This window comes from Streptomyces sp. NPDC005863 (assembly GCF_042871345.1).
Taxonomy (GTDB): Bacteria; Actinomycetota; Actinomycetes; order Streptomycetales; family Streptomycetaceae; genus Streptomyces.
Window position 1 is genome coordinate 63923 of the sequence record NZ_JBIAII010000008.1, and the last position, 17214, is coordinate 81136.

At 70.9% G+C, this 17214-nt stretch carries 16 protein-coding genes; 8 read left to right on the plus strand and 8 right to left on the minus strand.

What is annotated here, in order from left to right:
* The first annotated feature begins 92 nt into the window (after positions 1–92).
* Positions 93–1250, plus strand: a complete 1158-nt coding sequence (locus tag ACFYO9_RS26150) for a betaine/proline/choline family ABC transporter ATP-binding protein (protein WP_355811123.1) — start codon at positions 93–95, stop codon at positions 1248–1250.
* A 31-nt stretch (positions 1251–1281) separates the two neighbouring features.
* On the opposite strand, the gene ACFYO9_RS26155 is transcribed toward ACFYO9_RS26150, so the two are convergent.
* Positions 1282–2400, minus strand: coding sequence for an alpha/beta hydrolase-fold protein (locus tag ACFYO9_RS26155; RefSeq protein ID WP_355811120.1), 1119 nt, complete (start codon positions 2398–2400; stop codon positions 1282–1284).
* 252 nt (positions 2401–2652) lie between these two features.
* On the opposite strand from ACFYO9_RS26155, the gene ACFYO9_RS26160 reads away from it, so the two are divergent.
* From ACFYO9_RS26160 to ACFYO9_RS26185, 6 genes are all read left to right on the plus strand, one after another.
* The gene (locus tag ACFYO9_RS26160) at positions 2653–4473 is read left to right on the plus strand and encodes a phosphatidylglycerol lysyltransferase domain-containing protein (protein WP_358778482.1); all 1821 of its coding nucleotides are present in this window, start codon (positions 2653–2655) and stop codon (positions 4471–4473) included.
* Between the two features lie 30 nt (positions 4474–4503).
* Positions 4504–5376, plus strand: a complete 873-nt coding sequence (gene folP / locus ACFYO9_RS26165) for a dihydropteroate synthase (protein ID WP_358778483.1) — start codon at positions 4504–4506, stop codon at positions 5374–5376.
* Positions 5373–5930 (plus strand): nuclear transport factor 2 family protein, encoded by a 558-nt coding sequence (locus ACFYO9_RS26170; RefSeq protein WP_358709838.1) that lies wholly within the window; start codon positions 5373–5375, stop codon positions 5928–5930. Before folP ends, ACFYO9_RS26170 begins: the two co-directional genes overlap by 4 nt.
* A gap of 224 nt (positions 5931–6154) precedes the next feature.
* Positions 6155–6514 carry a dihydroneopterin aldolase gene (gene folB / locus ACFYO9_RS26175; protein WP_150217102.1) on the plus strand — a complete coding sequence of 120 codons (360 nt, stop codon included), beginning with the start codon at positions 6155–6157 and terminating at the stop codon, positions 6512–6514.
* Positions 6511–7122, plus strand: coding sequence for a 2-amino-4-hydroxy-6-hydroxymethyldihydropteridine diphosphokinase (gene folK, locus ACFYO9_RS26180; protein ID WP_355811109.1), 612 nt, complete (start codon positions 6511–6513; stop codon positions 7120–7122). The genes folB and folK overlap by 4 nt, the downstream gene beginning before the upstream one ends.
* A gap of 47 nt (positions 7123–7169) precedes the next feature.
* Complete coding sequence (locus ACFYO9_RS26185; protein ID WP_355811106.1) at positions 7170–7658, plus strand: DUF3180 domain-containing protein; 489 nt, start codon at positions 7170–7172, stop codon at positions 7656–7658.
* 47 nt (positions 7659–7705) lie between these two features.
* On the opposite strand, the gene ACFYO9_RS26190 is transcribed toward ACFYO9_RS26185, so the two are convergent.
* The 7 genes from ACFYO9_RS26190 to dacB form a co-directional block, all read right to left on the minus strand.
* Complete coding sequence (locus ACFYO9_RS26190) at positions 7706–8710, minus strand: aldo/keto reductase (RefSeq protein WP_358778484.1); 1005 nt, start codon at positions 8708–8710, stop codon at positions 7706–7708.
* Between the two features lie 109 nt (positions 8711–8819).
* Positions 8820–9425, minus strand: coding sequence for a GTP cyclohydrolase I FolE (folE, locus tag ACFYO9_RS26195; protein WP_355811101.1), 606 nt, complete (start codon positions 9423–9425; stop codon positions 8820–8822).
* A gap of 141 nt (positions 9426–9566) precedes the next feature.
* Entirely contained in the window at positions 9567–11588 is a 2022-nt protein-coding gene (ftsH, locus tag ACFYO9_RS26200) for an ATP-dependent zinc metalloprotease FtsH (RefSeq protein WP_355811099.1), read from the minus strand.
* Between the two features lie 186 nt (positions 11589–11774).
* A complete protein-coding gene (gene hpt / locus ACFYO9_RS26205; RefSeq protein ID WP_355811404.1) occupies positions 11775–12335 on the minus strand; it encodes a hypoxanthine phosphoribosyltransferase in 561 nt (186 codons plus the stop codon).
* 53 nt (positions 12336–12388) lie between these two features.
* Positions 12389–13426, minus strand: coding sequence for a tRNA lysidine(34) synthetase TilS (tilS, locus tag ACFYO9_RS26210; RefSeq protein WP_358778485.1), 1038 nt, complete (start codon positions 13424–13426; stop codon positions 12389–12391).
* 233 nt (positions 13427–13659) lie between these two features.
* Positions 13660–14790 (minus strand): zinc-dependent metalloprotease, encoded by a 1131-nt coding sequence (locus ACFYO9_RS26215; protein WP_358778486.1) that lies wholly within the window; start codon positions 14788–14790, stop codon positions 13660–13662.
* Between the two features lie 260 nt (positions 14791–15050).
* On the minus strand, positions 15051–16586 hold the full coding sequence (gene dacB / locus ACFYO9_RS26220; protein ID WP_358778487.1) for a D-alanyl-D-alanine carboxypeptidase/D-alanyl-D-alanine-endopeptidase: 1536 nt from the start codon (positions 16584–16586) through the stop codon (positions 15051–15053).
* Positions 16587–16671: 85 nt separating this feature from the next.
* On the opposite strand from dacB, the gene ACFYO9_RS26225 reads away from it, so the two are divergent.
* Positions 16672–17163, plus strand: coding sequence for an inorganic diphosphatase (locus tag ACFYO9_RS26225; RefSeq protein WP_055568469.1), 492 nt, complete (start codon positions 16672–16674; stop codon positions 17161–17163).
* Positions 17164–17214: the final 51 nt, after the last annotated feature.

A 17214-nucleotide genomic window follows, 5' to 3' on the forward strand; every position in this document is an offset into this window, starting at 1 on the left:
CAGAGACTCCTCGTGCGGCCGCCCAGACTCGTTGTACTGCCGCAACATGGCCTTAACGCACAGCCCGCCACCGCCCTCCACAATGGGGAACCATGATCCGGTTCGAGCACGTCACCAAGCGCTACGACGACGGCACCACGGCCGTCGACGACTTGTCCTTCGAGGTCGCCGAGGGCGAACTGGTCACGCTCGTCGGCCCGTCGGGCTGCGGCAAGACGACGACCATGAAAATGGTGAACCGGCTCATCGAGCCGAGCGCAGGACGGATATACGTCGACGGCGACGACATATCCGGCATCGATCCCGTGCAACTCCGGCGCCGTATCGGCTATGTGATCCAGCAGGTGGGCCTCTTCCCGCACAAGACGGTGCTGGACAACACGGCGACCGTCCCGCATCTGCTCGGCGTGAAGCGCGACAAGGCCCGTGAACGCGCGGCCGAACTCCTCGACCTGGTCGGCCTCGACCCGTCGGTCTTCGGCGGCCGCTATCCCGAGCAGCTCTCCGGCGGTCAGCGCCAACGCGTCGGCGTGGCCCGCGCGCTGGCGGCCGATCCGCCGGTGCTCCTGATGGACGAGCCCTTCGGAGCGGTCGACCCGGTGGTGCGCGAGCACCTGCAGAACGAGTTCCTGAGGCTCCAGCAGTCCGTGCGCAAGACGGTCCTCTTCGTCACGCACGACATCGAGGAGGCGGTCCGGCTCGGCGACCGCATCGCCGTCTACGGCGAGGGGCGCATCGAGCAGTTCGACACCCCGTCGACGGTCCTCGGCGCCCCCGCCAACGCGTACGTGGCCGACTTCGTCGGCGCGGACCGGGGCCTGAAGCGGCTCTCCGTGACGCCCATCGAGGAGGGCGACCTGGAGCAGCCTCCCGTGGTGCACCTGGACGACCCGCTGCCCACGGAGCTCGACGCCCGCTGGGCCGTCGTCCTGGACCGCGAAAACAACCTGCACGGCTGGATCTCCGCCGAGCACGCGCGCGTGGGCAGCGGTTCGGTGCGCGCGCACGCCCGCCGCATGGAGGCCTGGCTCCCGGTCGGCGCGAGCCTGAAGCAGGCGTTCGCGACGATGCTGCAACACGACGCGGGGTGGATCGCGGTCATCGACAAGGACAGCGAGGGCCGCTTCCTCGGCGTGCTCACCCCGGCCCGGCTGCACGAGGCGCTGCGCCGCTCGACGGCGGCGGAGGCACGCGACATCGCGCGCGCGGAGGTCGAGCTGGAGTCGGTGACGGCCATCGGCACGGAGTGAGCCGCCGGCCCCGCCCGCGTGGACCGGGCCGTCAGTCGGCGCTGAGCCGGCTGCTCATCCACTCCAGGCTCGCGGGAATCTCCCTGCGCCAGGTGTTGAAGTTGTGCCCGCCGCTGTCGAGCGTGATCGACGACACGCGCGTGGGCGCCTTCACCTTGCCGATGAACTTCTGAGTGTCCTGGTAGTTGTCCTCGCCCTTCTTGCTGCTGGTCACCAGGAGCGACGTCTTGGGCGGCGGCATGTGGTCGAGGTACCACATGAGGTCGGCGCGCTTTTGCAAATCCTTGTCACCCTGGAAGAGATCGCCGGTGGTGACGTCGATGGGCGCCTTGTAGTACGCGGAAAGGCCCACCCCCGCGGCGTACGTGCCCGGGTGGTGGATGGCGAGCTTCAGGGCGCAGTAGCCGCCCGTGGAGTCGCCGATGATGCCCCAGTTCTCCGGCTTGACGCCCACCCTGTAGTGGTCGGACACGGCGCGCGGCAGGTCGTCGGCGAAGAACGTCTCGGTCTGCGGGCCGCCGGGGATGTCCACGCACTCGGTGTCGCGCGGCGGCGCCACGGTCGGCCGCATCATGATGACGATCATCGGCTGCATTTTGCCGTCGGCCGCCTGCTTGTGGGCGGTCTGCGGGTAGTGCAGGCCCTTGATGAGCGCCTCCGCGGTGCCCGGGTAGCCGGTGAGCGCGACGGCCGCGGGGAACTTCCGGTTCTTGTACTGCGGCTGGAAGTACTCGGGCGGCAGGTAGACGTAGGCCGGGCTGGCGATCTTCGACCGGTCGCCGCTGACCTCGATCTTCTGGATCTGGCCCCCGGTGACGGGCCTGCTGCCTCCCGGCACGTTCACGGTCTGGGTGTCGACGACCTTGACGGGACCGGCTCCTTTGGCCGGATCGTGGTCGACCACGAGGCCGGGCGCCGTCTCCTGGCCGAACAGGTCGGCCCATGTGGCGTAGAAGCCGAAGGCCTGGTTGGCGGCCAGGCCCACCGAGGCGAATATCGCGAGCTGGGTGGCGATGAGCAGCCCGACGCGGCCGGTGATCGCCTTCCAGCTGCGGCGGGCGAGCCGTGGCCAGAGCCAGATGGTGCCGACGAAGAGCAGTACGGCCAGCAAGACCGCAAGGCCGAGGATCTTGTTGCTCGTGAGACCCATGGGGTGTTCCTGCCTGCGCTTTCTACCTGTGCCGGGCGCTTGCCCCGGCGTGACCGGACCCGGGCCCGAACCGTGCCGGCGCCTGCCGGGGGGCTTGCCAGAGCTTTTCCATCGGTTTCCGGTCGGGAATGAACCCGGCTCCCGGAAGGACCGTCCTAGAGGGCGCAATGTTGCCGGATGCCGTTTTGGCGCCGGAAATCAAGGTCTCTCGCAGAACTACGGGATGCGATGTCTGTCAGGATAGATGGGGAAATGTCGGGCGGGGTTCCGGGCAGTGAGGTGCGCCACCACGACAGCCGACTCCGCCGACTGCTGCGTGGTCCGCGGCCGGAGGCGGTGCCGGCCCTCGTCGCCAGAGCCTGCGCCCTCGTCGGCCTGCTGAACGTCGCGGCAGGTGTCTTCCCCCGCTTCCGGCACAGCCGCATGCACGCCATCGCCGAGGTGCTGCCCGGCGCGCTCGGCCCGTTCGCGGCCGCCCTCGCGCTCAGCTCCGGCATCCTGCTGCTCCTGCTGGCGCACGGTCTGCGGCGGCACAAGCGGCGGGCCTGGCGGGCCGCCGTGGTGCTGCTGCCCGCGGGTGCCGCGGCGCAGTTCGCGTACCGCCACTCGATCATCGGCGTGGTGATCTCGCTCGCGCTGTTCGCGCTCCTGTTGCGCCATCGGAGTGAGTTCACCGCGCTGCCCGATCCGCGCAGCCGCTGGCGGGCACTGGCCAACTTCGTCCTCCTCGGAGCCGGTTCGATCCTGCTGGGCCTGGTGATCGTCAGCGTCCACCCGGGCAAGGTCATCGGCGACCCGAGCATCACGGAGCGCCTGGAGCACGTCCTGTACGGCCTCTTCGGCTTCGAGGGGCCGGTCGACTACTACGGACGCACGTCCTGGACCGTCGGTTTCTCCCTCGGCGCCCTCGGCATGCTGACCGCCCTCACCACCATCTACCTGGCCTTCCGCCCCGAGCACCCGGCGGCGCGCCTCACCGAGGACGACGAGAGCAGGCTGCGCGCCCTCCTGGAGCGGCACGGCGGCCGGGACTCGCTCGGCCACTTCGCGCTCCGCCGCGACAAGGGCGTCGTCTTCTCCCCCAGCGGCAAGGCCGCCGTCACCTACCGCGTGGTCTCCGGGGTGATGCTGGCCAGCGGCGACCCGATCGGCGACGTCGAGGCCTGGCCGGGCGCCATCGAGCGCTTCATGGACGAGGCGAAGGCGCACTCCTGGACGCCCGCCGTCATGGGCTGCTCCGAGACCGGCGGCGAGGTCTGGACCCGCGAGACGGGTCTTGACGCCCTGGAGCTCGGCGACGAGGCGGTGGTGGACGTCGCGGATTTCTCCCTTTCCGGGCGTGCGATGCGCAACGTGCGCCAGATGGTCAAGCGAATCGAGCGCAATGGCTACGAGACGCGCGTACGGCGCATCCGTGACCTCGGCGAGCAGGAACTGGCCAGGATCCAGCGCGCGGCCGACGACTGGCGCGGCACCGACACCGAGCGCGGCTTCTCCATGGCGCTCGGCCGGATCGGCGACCCGGGCGACGGCGACTGTCTGATCGCCACCGCCCACAAGGCCGACGAGCAGCCCGGCTCCTACGGCGACCTCAAGGCCGTCCTGCACTTCGTCCCGTGGGGCAAGGACGGCGTCTCCCTGGACCTCATGCGCCGCGACCGCGCGGCCGACCCGGGCATGAACGAGCTGCTCATCGTCGCCGCGCTGCAGGCGGCCCCGAAGCTCGGCATCGCGCGCGTCTCGCTCAACTTCGCGATGTTCCGCGCGGCCCTCGCCCGCGGCGAGAAGATCGGCGCGGGCCCCGTCCTGCGGGCCTGGCGCGGTCTCCTGGTCTTCCTCTCGCGCTGGTTCCAGATCGAGTCCCTGTACAAGTTCAACGCGAAGTTCCGCCCCCGCTGGGAGCCCCGCTTCGTCGTCTACCGCTCCAGCAAGGACCTGCCCCGCATCGGCTTCGCCGCCATGCAGGCCGAGGGCTTCGTGACGCTCGCGCTCCCCCGCTTCCTGCGCCGGCGCCCCCCGCAGCAGCGCCCCTGCCCGCACCGGGCGACAGAGCGCGAGGTCCAGGCGGCGTAGCACCCGCGCCCACGGGCCTAGGCTGGAGCTATGAGTACGTTGCGCGGGCGGGGATCGGTCCAGGGGCTGCCGGAGTGGGACCGCTGTGCGGTCATGGGCGTGGTGAACGTGACGCCGGACTCCTTCTCCGACGGCGGGCGCTGGTTCGACACGACGGCCGCGGTCAAGCACGGCATCGACCTGGTCGCGCAGGGCGCCGACCTCGTCGACGTCGGCGGTGAGTCCACCCGTCCCGGCGCCACCCGCGTGGACGAGGACGAGGAGCTCAGGCGGGTCGTCCCCGTGGTGCGGGACCTGGCCGCGGAGGGCGTCACGGTCTCCGTGGACACGATGCGCGCCACCGTCGCCGAGCGGGCGCTCGCGGCGGGCGCCGTCCTCGTCAACGACGTCAGCGGCGGCCTCGCCGATCCGCACATGGTGCCCGCGGTCGCCGCCGCGGGCGCGCCCTTCGTCGTCATGCACTGGCGCGGCTTCCTCACCGACCTGCACGCCCGGCCGCGGTACGAGGACGTCGTCTCCGAAGTCGTCGACGAGCTGCACGCGCGCGTGGCGGCCGCCATCGAGGGGGGGATCGCCCCCGAGCGCGTCGTCGTCGACCCGGGCCTCGGCTTCTCCAAGGAGGCCGAGCACGACCTGGCGCTCCTCGCCCGCCTCGACCGGCTGCACGACCTCGGCCACCCGATCCTGGTGGCCGCCTCCCGCAAGCGGTTCCTCGGCCGGGTCCTCGCGGGCCCCGAGGGCGCCCCGCCGCCCGCCCGCGAGCGCGACGCCGCCACCGCCGCGGTCTCCGCCATCGCCGCCCACCAGGGCGCCTGGGCGGTCCGCGTGCACGAGGTGCGGGCGACGGCCGACGCGGTCCGTGTCGCCCGCGCCGTGACGGGCGCGGCGGGCGGCGACCTGTGACCGCCGCCAAGACCGACGTCGAGCAGGTCGAGCTCGCCAACACCGCCTTCTACGAAGCGCTGGAGCGCGGCGACTTCGACGCGGTCTCCGACCTGTGGCTCGACTCCGACACGGAGACCGACGGGACGGCCTCGACCTCCGAGACCGCGGACGACAACGTCCTCGCCGACACGGTGGACGGCGGCACGGCGGAGACCACGTCCGGGGACACCGTCTCCTGCGTCCACCCCGGCTGGCCCGTCCTCAGGGGCCGCGGCGAGGTCCTCAGGTCGTACGCGCTGATCATGGCGAACACCGAGTACATCCAGTTCTTCCTCACCGACCTGAAGGTCGGCGTGGCCGGCGACACCGCCCTGGTGACGTGCACCGAGAACATCCTCAGCGGCGGCCCGCCCCCGGAGGCCGGCGGCGAGCTCGGACCGCTCGTGGGCCAGCTCGTGGTAGCCACCAACCTGTTCCGGCGCACCCCCGACGGCTGGAAACTGTGGTCGCACCACGCGTCACCCGTCCTGGCCGAAACTGACGACGAAGAGGACGACGAGCCACCCTCCTGAGTGGGTAGGCGACGAGAAGTGGTTGGGATCACAGGCCGCCGGGTATGGGCGGCTACCAGCCATGAGCCGCGGCCGGAACGCGGCTCGGCCGGCCTGCGCCAGGGCGGTCCGCGGGCCCCGCGGGCAAACGCTGTCGGTGCTCGCAGGTAGATTCGATCGAGGCTGGTGTGCCGACCGCACTCGGTGCAGGCCTGCCGATACCGACGATTGCAGGAGTGATTCGCGTGGATCGTGTCGCGCTGCGCGGCCTCAAGGCCCGCGGGCACCACGGTGTCTATCCGCGGGAGCGCGAAGAGGGCCAGACCTTCATCGTGGACCTGGTGCTTGGTCTGGACACGCGAGCGGCCGCGGCCGACGACGACCTGGCGAAGACCGTGCACTACGGGGTCGTGGCCGAGGAGGTCGTGGCCGTCGTCGAGGGCGAGCCCGTCGACCTCATCGAGACGCTCTCCGAGCGCATCGCCCAGGCGTGTCTCAAGCACGACGGCGTCCTGGAGGTCGAGGTGTGCGTCCACAAGCCGGACGCCCCGATCACCGTGCCGTTCGACGACGTGACCGTCACCATCACCCGGAGCCGAGTATGACTGCGCCCTTCAAAGCGGGTCAGAGCGACCCCACCGTCCAGCCGGTGCCCACCTCCGTGGTCGCGCAGGTGGACGCGGCCGACAGCACCCTGTCCAACCCCCAGCGCGCCGTGATCGCCCTCGGCAGCAATCTCGGCAACCGCCTGGAGACGCTGCAGGGCGCCGTCGACGCCCTGGAGGACACCCCCGGCCTGCGGGTCAAGGCGGTCTCCCCGGTCTACGAGACCGCGCCGTGGGGCGTCGAACCCGACAGCCAGCCCGCGTACTTCAACGCGGTCGTCGTGGTGAAGACGACCCTCCCCCCGGCCTCGCTCCTGGAGCGCGCGCACGCGGTCGAGGAGGCGTTCCACCGGGTACGGGACGAGCGCTGGGGCCCGCGCACGATCGACGTGGACATCGTGGCGTACGCGGACGTCGTCTCCGACGACCCGGTGCTCACGCTGCCCCACCCGCGCGCGCACGAGCGCGCCTTCGTCCTCGCCCCCTGGCACGACGTCGAGCCCGAGGCGCAGCTGCCCGGCCGCGGCCCGGTGGCACAGCTCCTGGAGTCGGTCACCCGCGAGGGCGTCGCCGCCCGCGCCGACCTGGAACTTCGACTGCCGGAGTAGACGTTGGAGAAGTCGGTCGAGGCAATCAAGCCGATGAAGGGTCACCCGTGAAGCAACTGCGCATCAGGACGCTGGTCGGCCTCTTCCTCGCGGCCGGCGTGCTGTCCTGGTCGGGCGCCCGGCTGTGGGACTCCGTCGGCACGCTGCCGCGCGTGCCGCTGGCCGCGCCCATCGTGCTCGCGGTCATCGCCGTCGTCCTGCTCGCGACGGCGCTGTCGCTCCGTACCCGCCTGCGCGCCCAGCGGGAGCGCCGCCCCGGCGCGAAGGGCGTCGAGCCGATGATGGCCGCCCGGGCCGTCGTCCTGGCCCAGGCGAGCGCCCTCGTCGCGGCGCCCGTCGCCGGGATGTACGGGGGGACGGGCGCGTTCCTGCTGGAGTTCCTCGACATGCCGGGCCGCCGCGACCAGGCGGTGTACGCCGGGCTCTCGGTCCTGATGGGCATCGCGGTGACAGCGGTCGCCTTCTTCGTGGAACGGGTCTGCCGGCTCCCCGAGGACGACGACGAGGACGGCGGGACGGCGGCCCCGGCGGCGTAACCACGCCCACGGCCCCAGGGACCCGCCCGTCCGCCCCGCAGCGGCCGCTACAGCAGCGTGCCGCCCTCCACCTGCGTCTCGCCCAGGATCCGGTCCAGGCGCGCGAGGACGTCGGCGTCGAGCGTCACGTGCGCCGCCGCGAGGTTCTCCTCGATGTGCCGGGGCGTACGGCTGCCGGGGATCGGCACCACGTTCGGGTCCTGGTGGAGCAGCCAGGCCAGCGCCAGCTGGGCCGGGGTGATGTCCAGCTCCTCGGCGACGCCCCGCACGGGCGCGAAGCGGTCGTTGTTGGCCTTCAGGTTCGCCGCGTCGAAGCGCGGCGCGTTCTGCCGGAAGTCGCCGTCCGCCACCTGGCCGACCGTGCCGGTCAGGAACCCGGCGCCCAGCGGCGACCACGGCACGAGCCCGACGCCCAACTCCCGCGCCGCCGCGAGCATCTGCGGGTCGGCCGGCTTCCACATCGACCACTCGATCTGGACGGCCGCCACGGGGTGCACGGCGTGCGCGGCGCGCAGCTGGTCGGCCGTCACGTTGGAGAGCCCCAGATGCCGCACGAGGCCCGCCTCGATCAGCTCGGCGACCGCGCCCACGGTCTCCTCGAAGGGCACCTGCGGGTCCGGGAAGTGCGGGTAGTAGAGGTCGATGTAGTCGGTCTGCAGGCCGCGCAGGCTCGCCTCGGCGTAGCCGCGTACGTGCCGGGGGTCGCCGTTGACCGCCAGCTCCCCGAAGGCGTATCCGATCGGGAAGGGGTGCGGCTCGACGCCCTCCGGCAGCCGGAAGCCGAACTTGGTGGCTATCGCGACCTGGTCGCGGCGGCCCTTCAGGGCCTTGCCGATGAGCTGTTCGTTGTGGCCGTCGGCGCCGTACCCGTCGGAGGTGTCGATGATCCTGGCGCCCGCGTCGACCGCCGCGAGGAGGGCGCGCTCGCCGCGCTCGTCGTCGACCTCGCCGTACACCCCCGGAGAGAGCACCATCGCGCCGTAGCCGAGGGCGGAGACCTCCAGGCCGCCGAGGTTGCGGGTGGGAAGGGAGTGACTGCGTGTATTCGTCATGCACGCAGTCTTTCGGCCATCCCCGTGTGCGTCCATCGCTTTCCGCCACCAACTCCGGTCTTCCGGAAGGTAGTTGGGGGCAAAACGACCGGAACTGATCCCTCCGCGGTCAGCGGGCCATGATCAGGCTCATCGCCTCGTTGCGCGTCGCGGGGTCCCGCAGCTGTCCGCGCACGGCGGAGGTGATGGTCTTCGCGCCGGGCTTGCGGATGCCGCGCATCGACATGCACATGTGCTCGCACTCCACGACGACGATGACGCCGCGCGGCTCCAGTATCTCCATCAGCGAGTCCGCGATCTGGGTCGTCATGCGCTCCTGCACCTGCGGGCGGCGCGCGTAGACGTCCACGAGCCGGGCCAGCTTCGACAGGCCGGTGATCTTGCCGGAGGTGGCCGGGATGTAGCCGACGTGCGCGACGCCCCGGAACGGCACCAGGTGGTGCTCGCAGCACGAGGTGACCTCGATGTCCTTCACCAGGACCATCTCGTCGTGCCCGATGTCGAACGTCGTCGTCAGCACGTCCTCCGGCTGCTGCCACAGCCCGGCGAATATCTCCCGGTACGCGCGCGCCACCCGCCCCGGGGTCTCGCGCAGTCCCTCGCGGTCGGGGTCCTCCCCCACCGCGATCAGCAGCTCACGCACGGCGTTCTCGGCCCGCTTCTCGTCGAACTCACCGATCGAGCCCTCGCCGTCGAGCGTCACGGGGTCGGTCATCTGTGCCTCGTTCCTGTGCGTTCCCGAGCCTGCCTGCGCGGGTGTGAGCGTGCCGGGTGCGGGCGTACGAAACAAGCCGCGCCCCCCAGGCTAGAACCAGGGGGGCGCGGCATCCATTCCGGGCCTGCTGAGGCAGGCGGGTCAGCTCTCGGGGCGGTCCTCCGGGGCCACCTCGATGGGCTGCTCCGTACCCGCGGTGACCGCGGGGGTGGCGCCGTTCGCACCGTTCGTCAGCGACAGCTCCTTGGGGGAGAGCACCGGCGGGCGGGTCGAGGGCGTGCGCCGCGAGGAGCCGGTCCACGCCGGGCGGGCCGGGCGCTTCACGATCGGCGCGAAGACCTCGGCGATCTGCTCCTTGCCGAGGGTCTCCTTCTCGAGAAGCTCCAGGACCAGGTTGTCGAGGACGTCCCGGTTCTCCACGAGGATTTCCCACGCCTCGTTGTGCGCGGTCTCGATGAGCTTCTTGACTTCCTCGTCGACCAGGGCCGCGACCTCTTCCGAGTAGTCCCGCTGGTGCCCCATCTCGCGCCCGAGGAACGGCTCGGTGTTGTCGCCGCCGAACTTGATCGCGCCGAGACGCTCGGTCATGCCGTACTGCGTGACCATCGCGCGAGCGGTGGCCGTGGCCTTCTCGATGTCGTTCGCCGCGCCCGTCGTCGGGTCGTGGAAGACGAGCTCCTCCGCCGCGCGCCCGCCCAGCATGTACGCGAGCTGGTCGAGCATTTCGTTGCGCGTGGTGGAGTACTTGTCCTCTTCGGGCAGGACCATGGTGTAACCCAGGGCCCGGCCGCGGGACAGGATCGTGATCTTGTGGACCGGGTCCGAGTTCGGTGAGGCCGCCGCGACCAGGGCGTGTCCGCCCTCGTGGTACGCGGTGATCTTCTTCTCCTTGTCGGACATGATCCGGGTCCGCTTCTGCGGGCCCGCCACGACGCGGTCGATCGCCTCGTCCAGCGAGTGGTTGTCGATCAGCTTCTTGTCGCTGCGCGCCGTCAGGAGCGCCGCTTCGTTCAGCACGTTCGACAGGTCGGCGCCGGTGAAACCAGGCGTACGACGGGCCACCGCGCCGAGGTCGACGTCCGGGGCGACCGGCTTGCCCTTCTGGTGGACCTTGAGGATCTCCAGACGGCCCTGCATGTCCGGGCGGTCGACGGCGATCTGCCGGTCGAAGCGGCCGGGGCGCAGCAGCGCCGGGTCGAGGATGTCGGGCCGGTTCGTGGCGGCGATCAGGATGACGCCACCCTTCACGTCGAAGCCGTCCATCTCGACGAGCAGCTGGTTCAGCGTCTGCTCGCGCTCGTCGTGACCGCCGCCGAGGCCGGCGCCGCGGTGGCGGCCGACCGCGTCGATCTCGTCGACGAAGACGATCGCCGGGGCGTTCGCCTTGGCCTGCTCGAAGAGGTCGCGCACACGGGAGGCACCGACACCGACGAACATCTCGACGAAGTCGGAACCGGAGATCGAGTAGAACGGGACTCCGGCCTCACCGGCGACGGCGCGCGCGAGGAGCGTCTTGCCGGTACCGGGCGGGCCGTAGAGGAGCACGCCCTTGGGGATCTTGGCGCCGACGGCCTGGAACTTCGCCGGCTCCTGCAGGAACTCCTTGATCTCGTGGAGCTCCTCGACGGCCTCGTCGGACCCCGCCACATCGGAGAAGGTCGTCTTCGGGGTGTCCTTGGTGATGAGCTTGGCCTTGGACTTCCCGAAGTTCATGACCCGGGAGCCGCCGCCCTGCATCTGATTCATCAGGAACAGGAAGATGACGACGATGAGGACGAAGGGAAGCAGGGAGAGCAGGATGCCGACGAAGGGGTTCTGCTTCGACGGCGAGACGGTGTAACCGTCCTTGATCTTCTTGTCCTCGAACTTGGCCTGCAAGGTCTTGGCGAGGTCGACGCCCTGGTCGCCGATGTAGCTCGCCTGGATCTTGCTGCTGCCCTTGACCTTCTGGCCATCGACGAGCTCGACCTTGATGATCTGGTCGTCACCGGTGGTGAGCTTTGCGGACTCGACCTTGTTGTCGTTGATCGCCTGGACGACCTGGCCGGTGTCCACCGTCTTGTAGCCGCCGGACGAGCCGACGACCTGCATCAACACGACCACGGCAAGGACGGCCAGCACGATCCACATGACTGGCCCACGGAAGTATCGCTTCACGTCCATCCATACGGAGCGAAGACGCCCCGTCCCTCCTGCCATAGTGAGTTTGATAAAGACTGTTCTTCGGACGGTACCCCAGCATTGTGACCCGAAGTCGCTCGGGACTGCTGGCAATCCCGCCTTCGCTTGCTTCAACGGAGGGAAACGGGTGAGGGTTCCCCGGCGTACCGCCCGCGGTGTTACGGGACGTCAGCCGCCGTAGACGTGCGGGGCGAGCGTCCCGACGAACGGGAGGTTGCGGTACTTCTCCGCGAAGTCGAGGCCGTAACCCACGACGAACTCGTTCGGGATGTCGAAGCCGATCCACTTCACGTCGATCGCGACCTTCGCCGCCTCGGGCTTGCGCAGCAGCGTGCACACCTCCAGGGAGGCGGGCTCGCGCGAGCCGAGGTTCGACAGGAGCCAGGACAGCGTCAGACCGGAGTCGATGATGTCCTCGACGATCAGGACGTGCTTGCCCTTGATGTCGGTGTCCAGGTCCTTGAGGATCCGCACGACGCCGGACGACTGGGTGCCCGCGCCGTACGACGACACGGCCATCCAGTCCATCGTGACGGGGGTGGACAGCGCACGCGCCAGGTCCGCCATGACCATCACCGCGCCCTTGAGGACGCCGACGATCAGCAGGTCCTTGCCCGCGTACTCCGCGTCGACCTTCGCTGCCAGCTCGGCCAGCTTCGCGTCGATCTCTTCCTTGGTGATGAGCACCGACTGAAGGTCGCTGCCCATGTCTTTCGCGTCCACCCGCATCACTTTCGGTCGTCCCACCGGCCACGGGGCCCGCAACGCACACGGGCCTCTCGTCAGCCTTGCCGGATCACCAGTCTGCCACCCTGCCGCTGAGCCACGACTTTGCCCGGGAGATTGATGGCTCCCTGGCCGCGCCAGCCGGTGATCAGACGGTCGACCTCTTCGAGGTGCCGGGCGAACAGCGAACCCGCGGGCGCCCCCGCCTCGATGGCCGCGCGGCGCACGATGCGGCGGCGCACCGCGGGGGGCAGGGCGTAGAGCTTGGCGCACTCCAGGAGGCCGGTCGCGTCGCGCACGCCGGCCTCGGCCTGGGCGGCCCACGCGTCGAGGGCGTCCGCGTCGTCCCGGGAGAGCTGGGCCGTGCGGGCGAGCGCCTCGACGACGCCCTTGCCGAGCGCCTTCTCCAGGGCGGGCAGGCCCTCGTGGCGCAGCCGGGAGCGGGTGTACGCCGGGTCGGCGTTGTGCGGGTCGTCCCAGACGGGCAGCGACTGGACCATGCACGCCTTGCGGGCGGTCTGCCGGTCGATGTGCAGGAAGGGGCGGCGGTAACGGCCGGCGACCCCCGAGGTCTCGGCCATCCCCGACAGGGAGCGGATCCCGGAGCCGCGGGCGAGGCCGAGCAGCACGGTCTCCGCCTGGTCGTCGCGGGTGTGTCCGAGCAGCACGGCGGCGGCCGAGTGCCGTTCGGCGGCGGCGTCCAGGGCCGCGTAGCGCGCGTCGCGGGCGGCTGCCTCGGGGCCGCCGTCGCGGCCGACGCGCACGGCGACGGACTCGACCGGGGCGAGCCCGAGCGCGGTGAGGCGCACGACGACCTCGGCGGCGCGCAGGTCGGAACCGGGCTGCAGGCCGTGGTCCACCGTGACGCCGCCGGCGCGGATGCCGAGCTTGGGGGCCTCGAAGGCGAGCGCGGAGGCGAGCGCCATGGAGTCGGCGCCGCCGGAGCATGCGACGAGCACGAGCGGCGTCGGGGCCTGCTCGTGCGCGGGGGGTGCGGGGTCGTTCTCGGTGCTGCGCTGTACGTCTGTCAGTACGTCGTGGAGTACGCGGCGGACCGCCAGGCGTATCGCCGCGACCGCAGGATGGGGACCCATGTCCGGTTCCCTTCATGAAGTTCGGGGGTGAGCCTCGGACCAGTCACTCAGGACGCACTCGGGGTGTCCGGGCCCGCTGGGGTCCTTCTCTCCCTCGAGTCCGGTCACTCAGAGTGTGTCGATGGTGACAGAGCCGAGCCGTTCCCCGAGCATTGCACGCCTACCCATCGCCCACGGTCCCTCGGACGGGTGATTGCGGAGGCGTTCTCCTGCCATCGGCCGCATCCGGCCTCTCAGTCTCCCTTACGGTGCACCCGCGCGACCCAGTCCGCCGGTTTGGCGATCTCGGCCTTCGTGGGCAGCGTGTTCGGTGAGGTCCACACGCGGTTGAAGCCGTCCATGCCGACCTCGTCGACGACCGCGCGCACGAAGCGCTCGCCGTCGCGGTACTGGCGCAGCTTGGCGTCGAGGCCGAGGAGCTTGCGCAGCGCCTGGTCGAGGCGGCTCGCACCGCGGGCCCTGCGCTCCTTGAACTTCTCGCGGATCTCGCCGACGGAGGGCACCACGGACGGTCCTACGCCGTCCATCACGTAGTCCGCGTGGCCCTCCAGGAGGGACATCACGGCGGTCAGCCGGGCGAGGATCTCCCGCTGGGCGGGGGTCTGGACGAGCTCCACGAGGGAGCGGCCGCCGTCGTCGGACTCGGTGTCGTCCTGCTCGCCGCGGCCGCTGCCGAACGACTGGGCGGCCTCCCTGATGCGCTCCAGGAACGTCATCGGGTCGACCTCGGTCTCGCCGAGGAACGACTGGATCTCGCCCTCCAGGTGGTCGCGCAGCCAGGGGACGGCGGTGAACTGGGTGCGGTGCGTCTCCTCGTGGAGGCAGACCCAGAGGCGGAAGTCGTGCGGGTCGACGTCCAGCTCCCGCTCGACGTGCACGATGTTCGGCGCGACCAGGAGGAGTCTGCCGCCGCCGTTCGCCGCGGCGGGGAGGTCGGGGGTGGGCGGGGCGAAGGTCTCGTACTGGCCGAGGACGCGGGAGGCGAGGAAGGACAGGAGCATGCCCAGCTCCACGCCGGTGACCTTGCCGCCGACCGCGCCGAGGACGGCGCCGCCCGCGCCGCTGCCCCGCTTGTCCTGCATCTTGTCGAGGAGGGGCTTGAGGATTTCCCGGAAACCGGCGACGTTCGCCCGGATCCAGCCGGCCCGGTCGACCACCAGGACCGGGGTGTCGTGGGTGTCCTCCGAACCCATCCGCGTGAAGGAACGGACGTGTTCCTCCGCGGACTTGGCGTGCCGACGGAGCTCGGCGACGACGGCACGCGCCTCGTCCCGGCTCACCTCTGGGCCCGGCCGCACGAGTCGGGTCGCGGTCGCCACCGCGAGGTTCCAGTCGACCATCTCCGCACCACCGATGCTCGTCATGCGTCAACGGTACGTGCTTGCTCCCTCTCTTGGAGGGGCTTGCACCCCCGGATTGGCCCGGGGCGGGCCCCTAGGGGGTGGGGGGACCCGTTGGTTTTTTGGGTGCGGGTGCCTCGTGGCTTGTTGCGCAGTTCCCCGCGCCCCTTGATCGTGGTTGCGGCTCGGGTGTCTGGTGCGGGTTCTCTGTGGCTTGGCGCGCAGTTCCCCGCGCCCCTGGCGGTGGCTTCGGCTCGGTCGTCCGTTGCGTCCTCCGGCGAGGATCAGCGGCAGCCGCAGTTCGCCACTGTTGAGGCCATCTGGTCCAGGGCCTTTTGGGCCGACAGGGGGTCCGTCGTGCCCGTTGTCATGAAGGCGAAGACCAGGAGGCGGCCGTCCGCGTCGACCACCGTGCCCGCCAGGCTGTTCACGCCCGTCAGCGTGCCCGTCTTGGCGCGGACGACGCCGGTGCCCGGCGAGTCCTGGGGGTAACGGTCGACGAGCGTGCCGGTGAAGCCCGCCACGGGCAGGCCCGTCACCACGGAGCGCAGGTCCGGGTGGGCCGGGTCGGCCGCGCGGTCCAGGAGCGTTGCCAGCAGTTCCGCCGGGACCCGGTCGGCGCGGTCCAGGCCGCTGCCGTCCGCGAACTTCGTACCGGAGAGGGGAAGGTCCAGCTTTTCCAGGCGGGCGTGGATCGCGCGGCCCGCGCCGTCGAAGCTCGCCGGTTCCTTGGCGGCGATCGCGGCCTGGCGGGCCAGCGCCTCGGCGATGTCGTTGTCGCTGTGCGTCAGCATCCGCTCGACCAGGGCGGAGAGCGGCGGCGACTCGACCTTGCCGAGGGACGTCGCGCGGTCCGAGGCCTTCGAGGCGCCGGGATCCTTGTTGATCTTGATGCCGCGGTCCTTCAGGAAGCCCGCGAACTTCTTCGCCGCGTCGCCCGCCGGGTCACCCGCGCGCGGGGCGGGCCCGCTGGAGGAGTCGTCGAGCCGGCCCTCGTCCGCCATCAGGGCGCTGACCAGGGTGAGGTTCTCGTTGGGGCCGATGGGGTGCTGCTCGGGCCCGGAGTACAGAGAGGTGTCGTACGAGAGCTTGACCTCGTCGATGTGGCGGCTCTTCAGGGAGCGTGCCGTGTCCTGCGCGAGGGTGCGCAGGCTCGCCGCGGTGTCGGTGTAGCGGCCGTCCTTGCGGGCGGTCAGCGTGGGGTCGCCGCCGCCGACCAGGAGGACGTCGGGCGTCTTGGCGGAGCGGGGTTCGAGCACCGTCTTCGTGGTGATGCGGTGGTCGGGTCCCGCCGCGGACAGCGCCGCGACCGCCGTGGCGATCTTCGTCGTCGACGCGGGCGTCAGCGCCTCGCCCGCGCCCTTGCCGTAGACCCGCTTGCCCGAGGCCGCGTCCAGCACCACGGCCGACCGCTGCGGGCCGAGCGCGGGGTCCTTCAGGAGCGGTTCGAGGACGTCTGCGAGGGCGCGGTCGGTCGGCGCGGGCGCCACCCCCGCGGGCGCGCCGAGCCCGGCGAGTACGGAGGGGGCGCTCGGGGCGGTCTCGGGGAGGCCGCCGGGGCCGCGACCGGCGTGATCTGTACCACCCCCGGCCTCCTGGGAAGCGGCCCTGACCCGCTCCGCCGTACGCTGACCGGAGGAGTCCCAGGGGCCGGCCACGGCCACCGCCCCGACCGCGATGATCAGGCCGAAGGCGGCGGAACCCGCCGTGAGCTGCAGCGTCGTGAGTTTCCCGGGGAATCCGGCGAGCTTGGCGGCGGCCGGCTCGGACAGCTGTCTCAGAATCTGTCGAGGCCGCTGCCATGGCTTGAGCTCCGGCACGACGACCAGCCCCTTTCGCGATCACACATCTGCGTGAGGGACACTTAATCACCCGAAGTATGTGCTGATCATGGAGGAGCCACCCGTGGAGTTCGACGTCACCATCGAGATTCCGAAGGGTTCGCGGAACAAGTACGAGGTGGACCACGAGACCGGCCGGATCCGTCTGGACCGTCGCCTCTTCACGTCGACCAGCTACCCCGCGGACTACGGCTTCGTCGAGAACACCCTCGGCGAGGACGGTGACCCGCTGGACGCCCTGGTCATCCTGGACGAGCCGACCTTCCCGGGCTGCCTCATCAAGTGCCGCGCGATCGGCATGTTCCGCATGACCGACGAGGCGGGCGGCGACGACAAGCTGCTCTGCGTCCCGGCCTCGGACCCCCGCGTGGAGCACCTGCGCGACATCCACCACGTCTCCGAGTTCGACCGCCTGGAGATCCAGCACTTCTTCGAGGTCTACAAGGACCTGGAGCCCGGCAAGTCCGTCGAGGGCGCCGACTGGGTCGGCCGTACGGACGCCGAGGCCGAGATCGAGCGTTCCTACAAGCGCTTCAAGGACGAGGGCGGCCACTGAGCCACCCCGCCCCGAACGGGCCGCGTGACCCCCGGGGGTCACGCGGCCCGT

Bases quoted from the DNA above. Each gene is read 5' to 3' on its own strand.
- ACFYO9_RS26150 (WP_355811123.1), top strand. From the start codon at position 93: ATGATCCGGTTCGAGCACGTCACCAAGCGCTACGACGACGGCACCACG.
- ACFYO9_RS26155 (WP_355811120.1), bottom strand. From the start codon at position 2,400: ATGGGTCTCACGAGCAACAAGATCCTCGGCCTTGCGGTCTTGCTGGCC.
- ACFYO9_RS26160 (WP_358778482.1), top strand. From the start codon at position 2,653: ATGTCGGGCGGGGTTCCGGGCAGTGAGGTGCGCCACCACGACAGCCGA.
- folP (WP_358778483.1), top strand. From the start codon at position 4,504: ATGAGTACGTTGCGCGGGCGGGGATCGGTCCAGGGGCTGCCGGAGTGG.
- folK (WP_355811109.1), top strand. From the start codon at position 6,511: ATGACTGCGCCCTTCAAAGCGGGTCAGAGCGACCCCACCGTCCAGCCG.
- ACFYO9_RS26190 (WP_358778484.1), bottom strand. From the start codon at position 8,710: ATGACGAATACACGCAGTCACTCCCTTCCCACCCGCAACCTCGGCGGC.
- folE (WP_355811101.1), bottom strand. From the start codon at position 9,425: ATGACCGACCCCGTGACGCTCGACGGCGAGGGCTCGATCGGTGAGTTC.
- ftsH (WP_355811099.1), bottom strand. From the start codon at position 11,588: ATGGACGTGAAGCGATACTTCCGTGGGCCAGTCATGTGGATCGTGCTG.
- hpt (WP_355811404.1), bottom strand. From the start codon at position 12,335: ATGCGGGTGGACGCGAAAGACATGGGCAGCGACCTTCAGTCGGTGCTC.
- tilS (WP_358778485.1), bottom strand. From the start codon at position 13,426: ATGGGTCCCCATCCTGCGGTCGCGGCGATACGCCTGGCGGTCCGCCGC.
- ACFYO9_RS26215 (WP_358778486.1), bottom strand. From the start codon at position 14,790: ATGACGAGCATCGGTGGTGCGGAGATGGTCGACTGGAACCTCGCGGTG.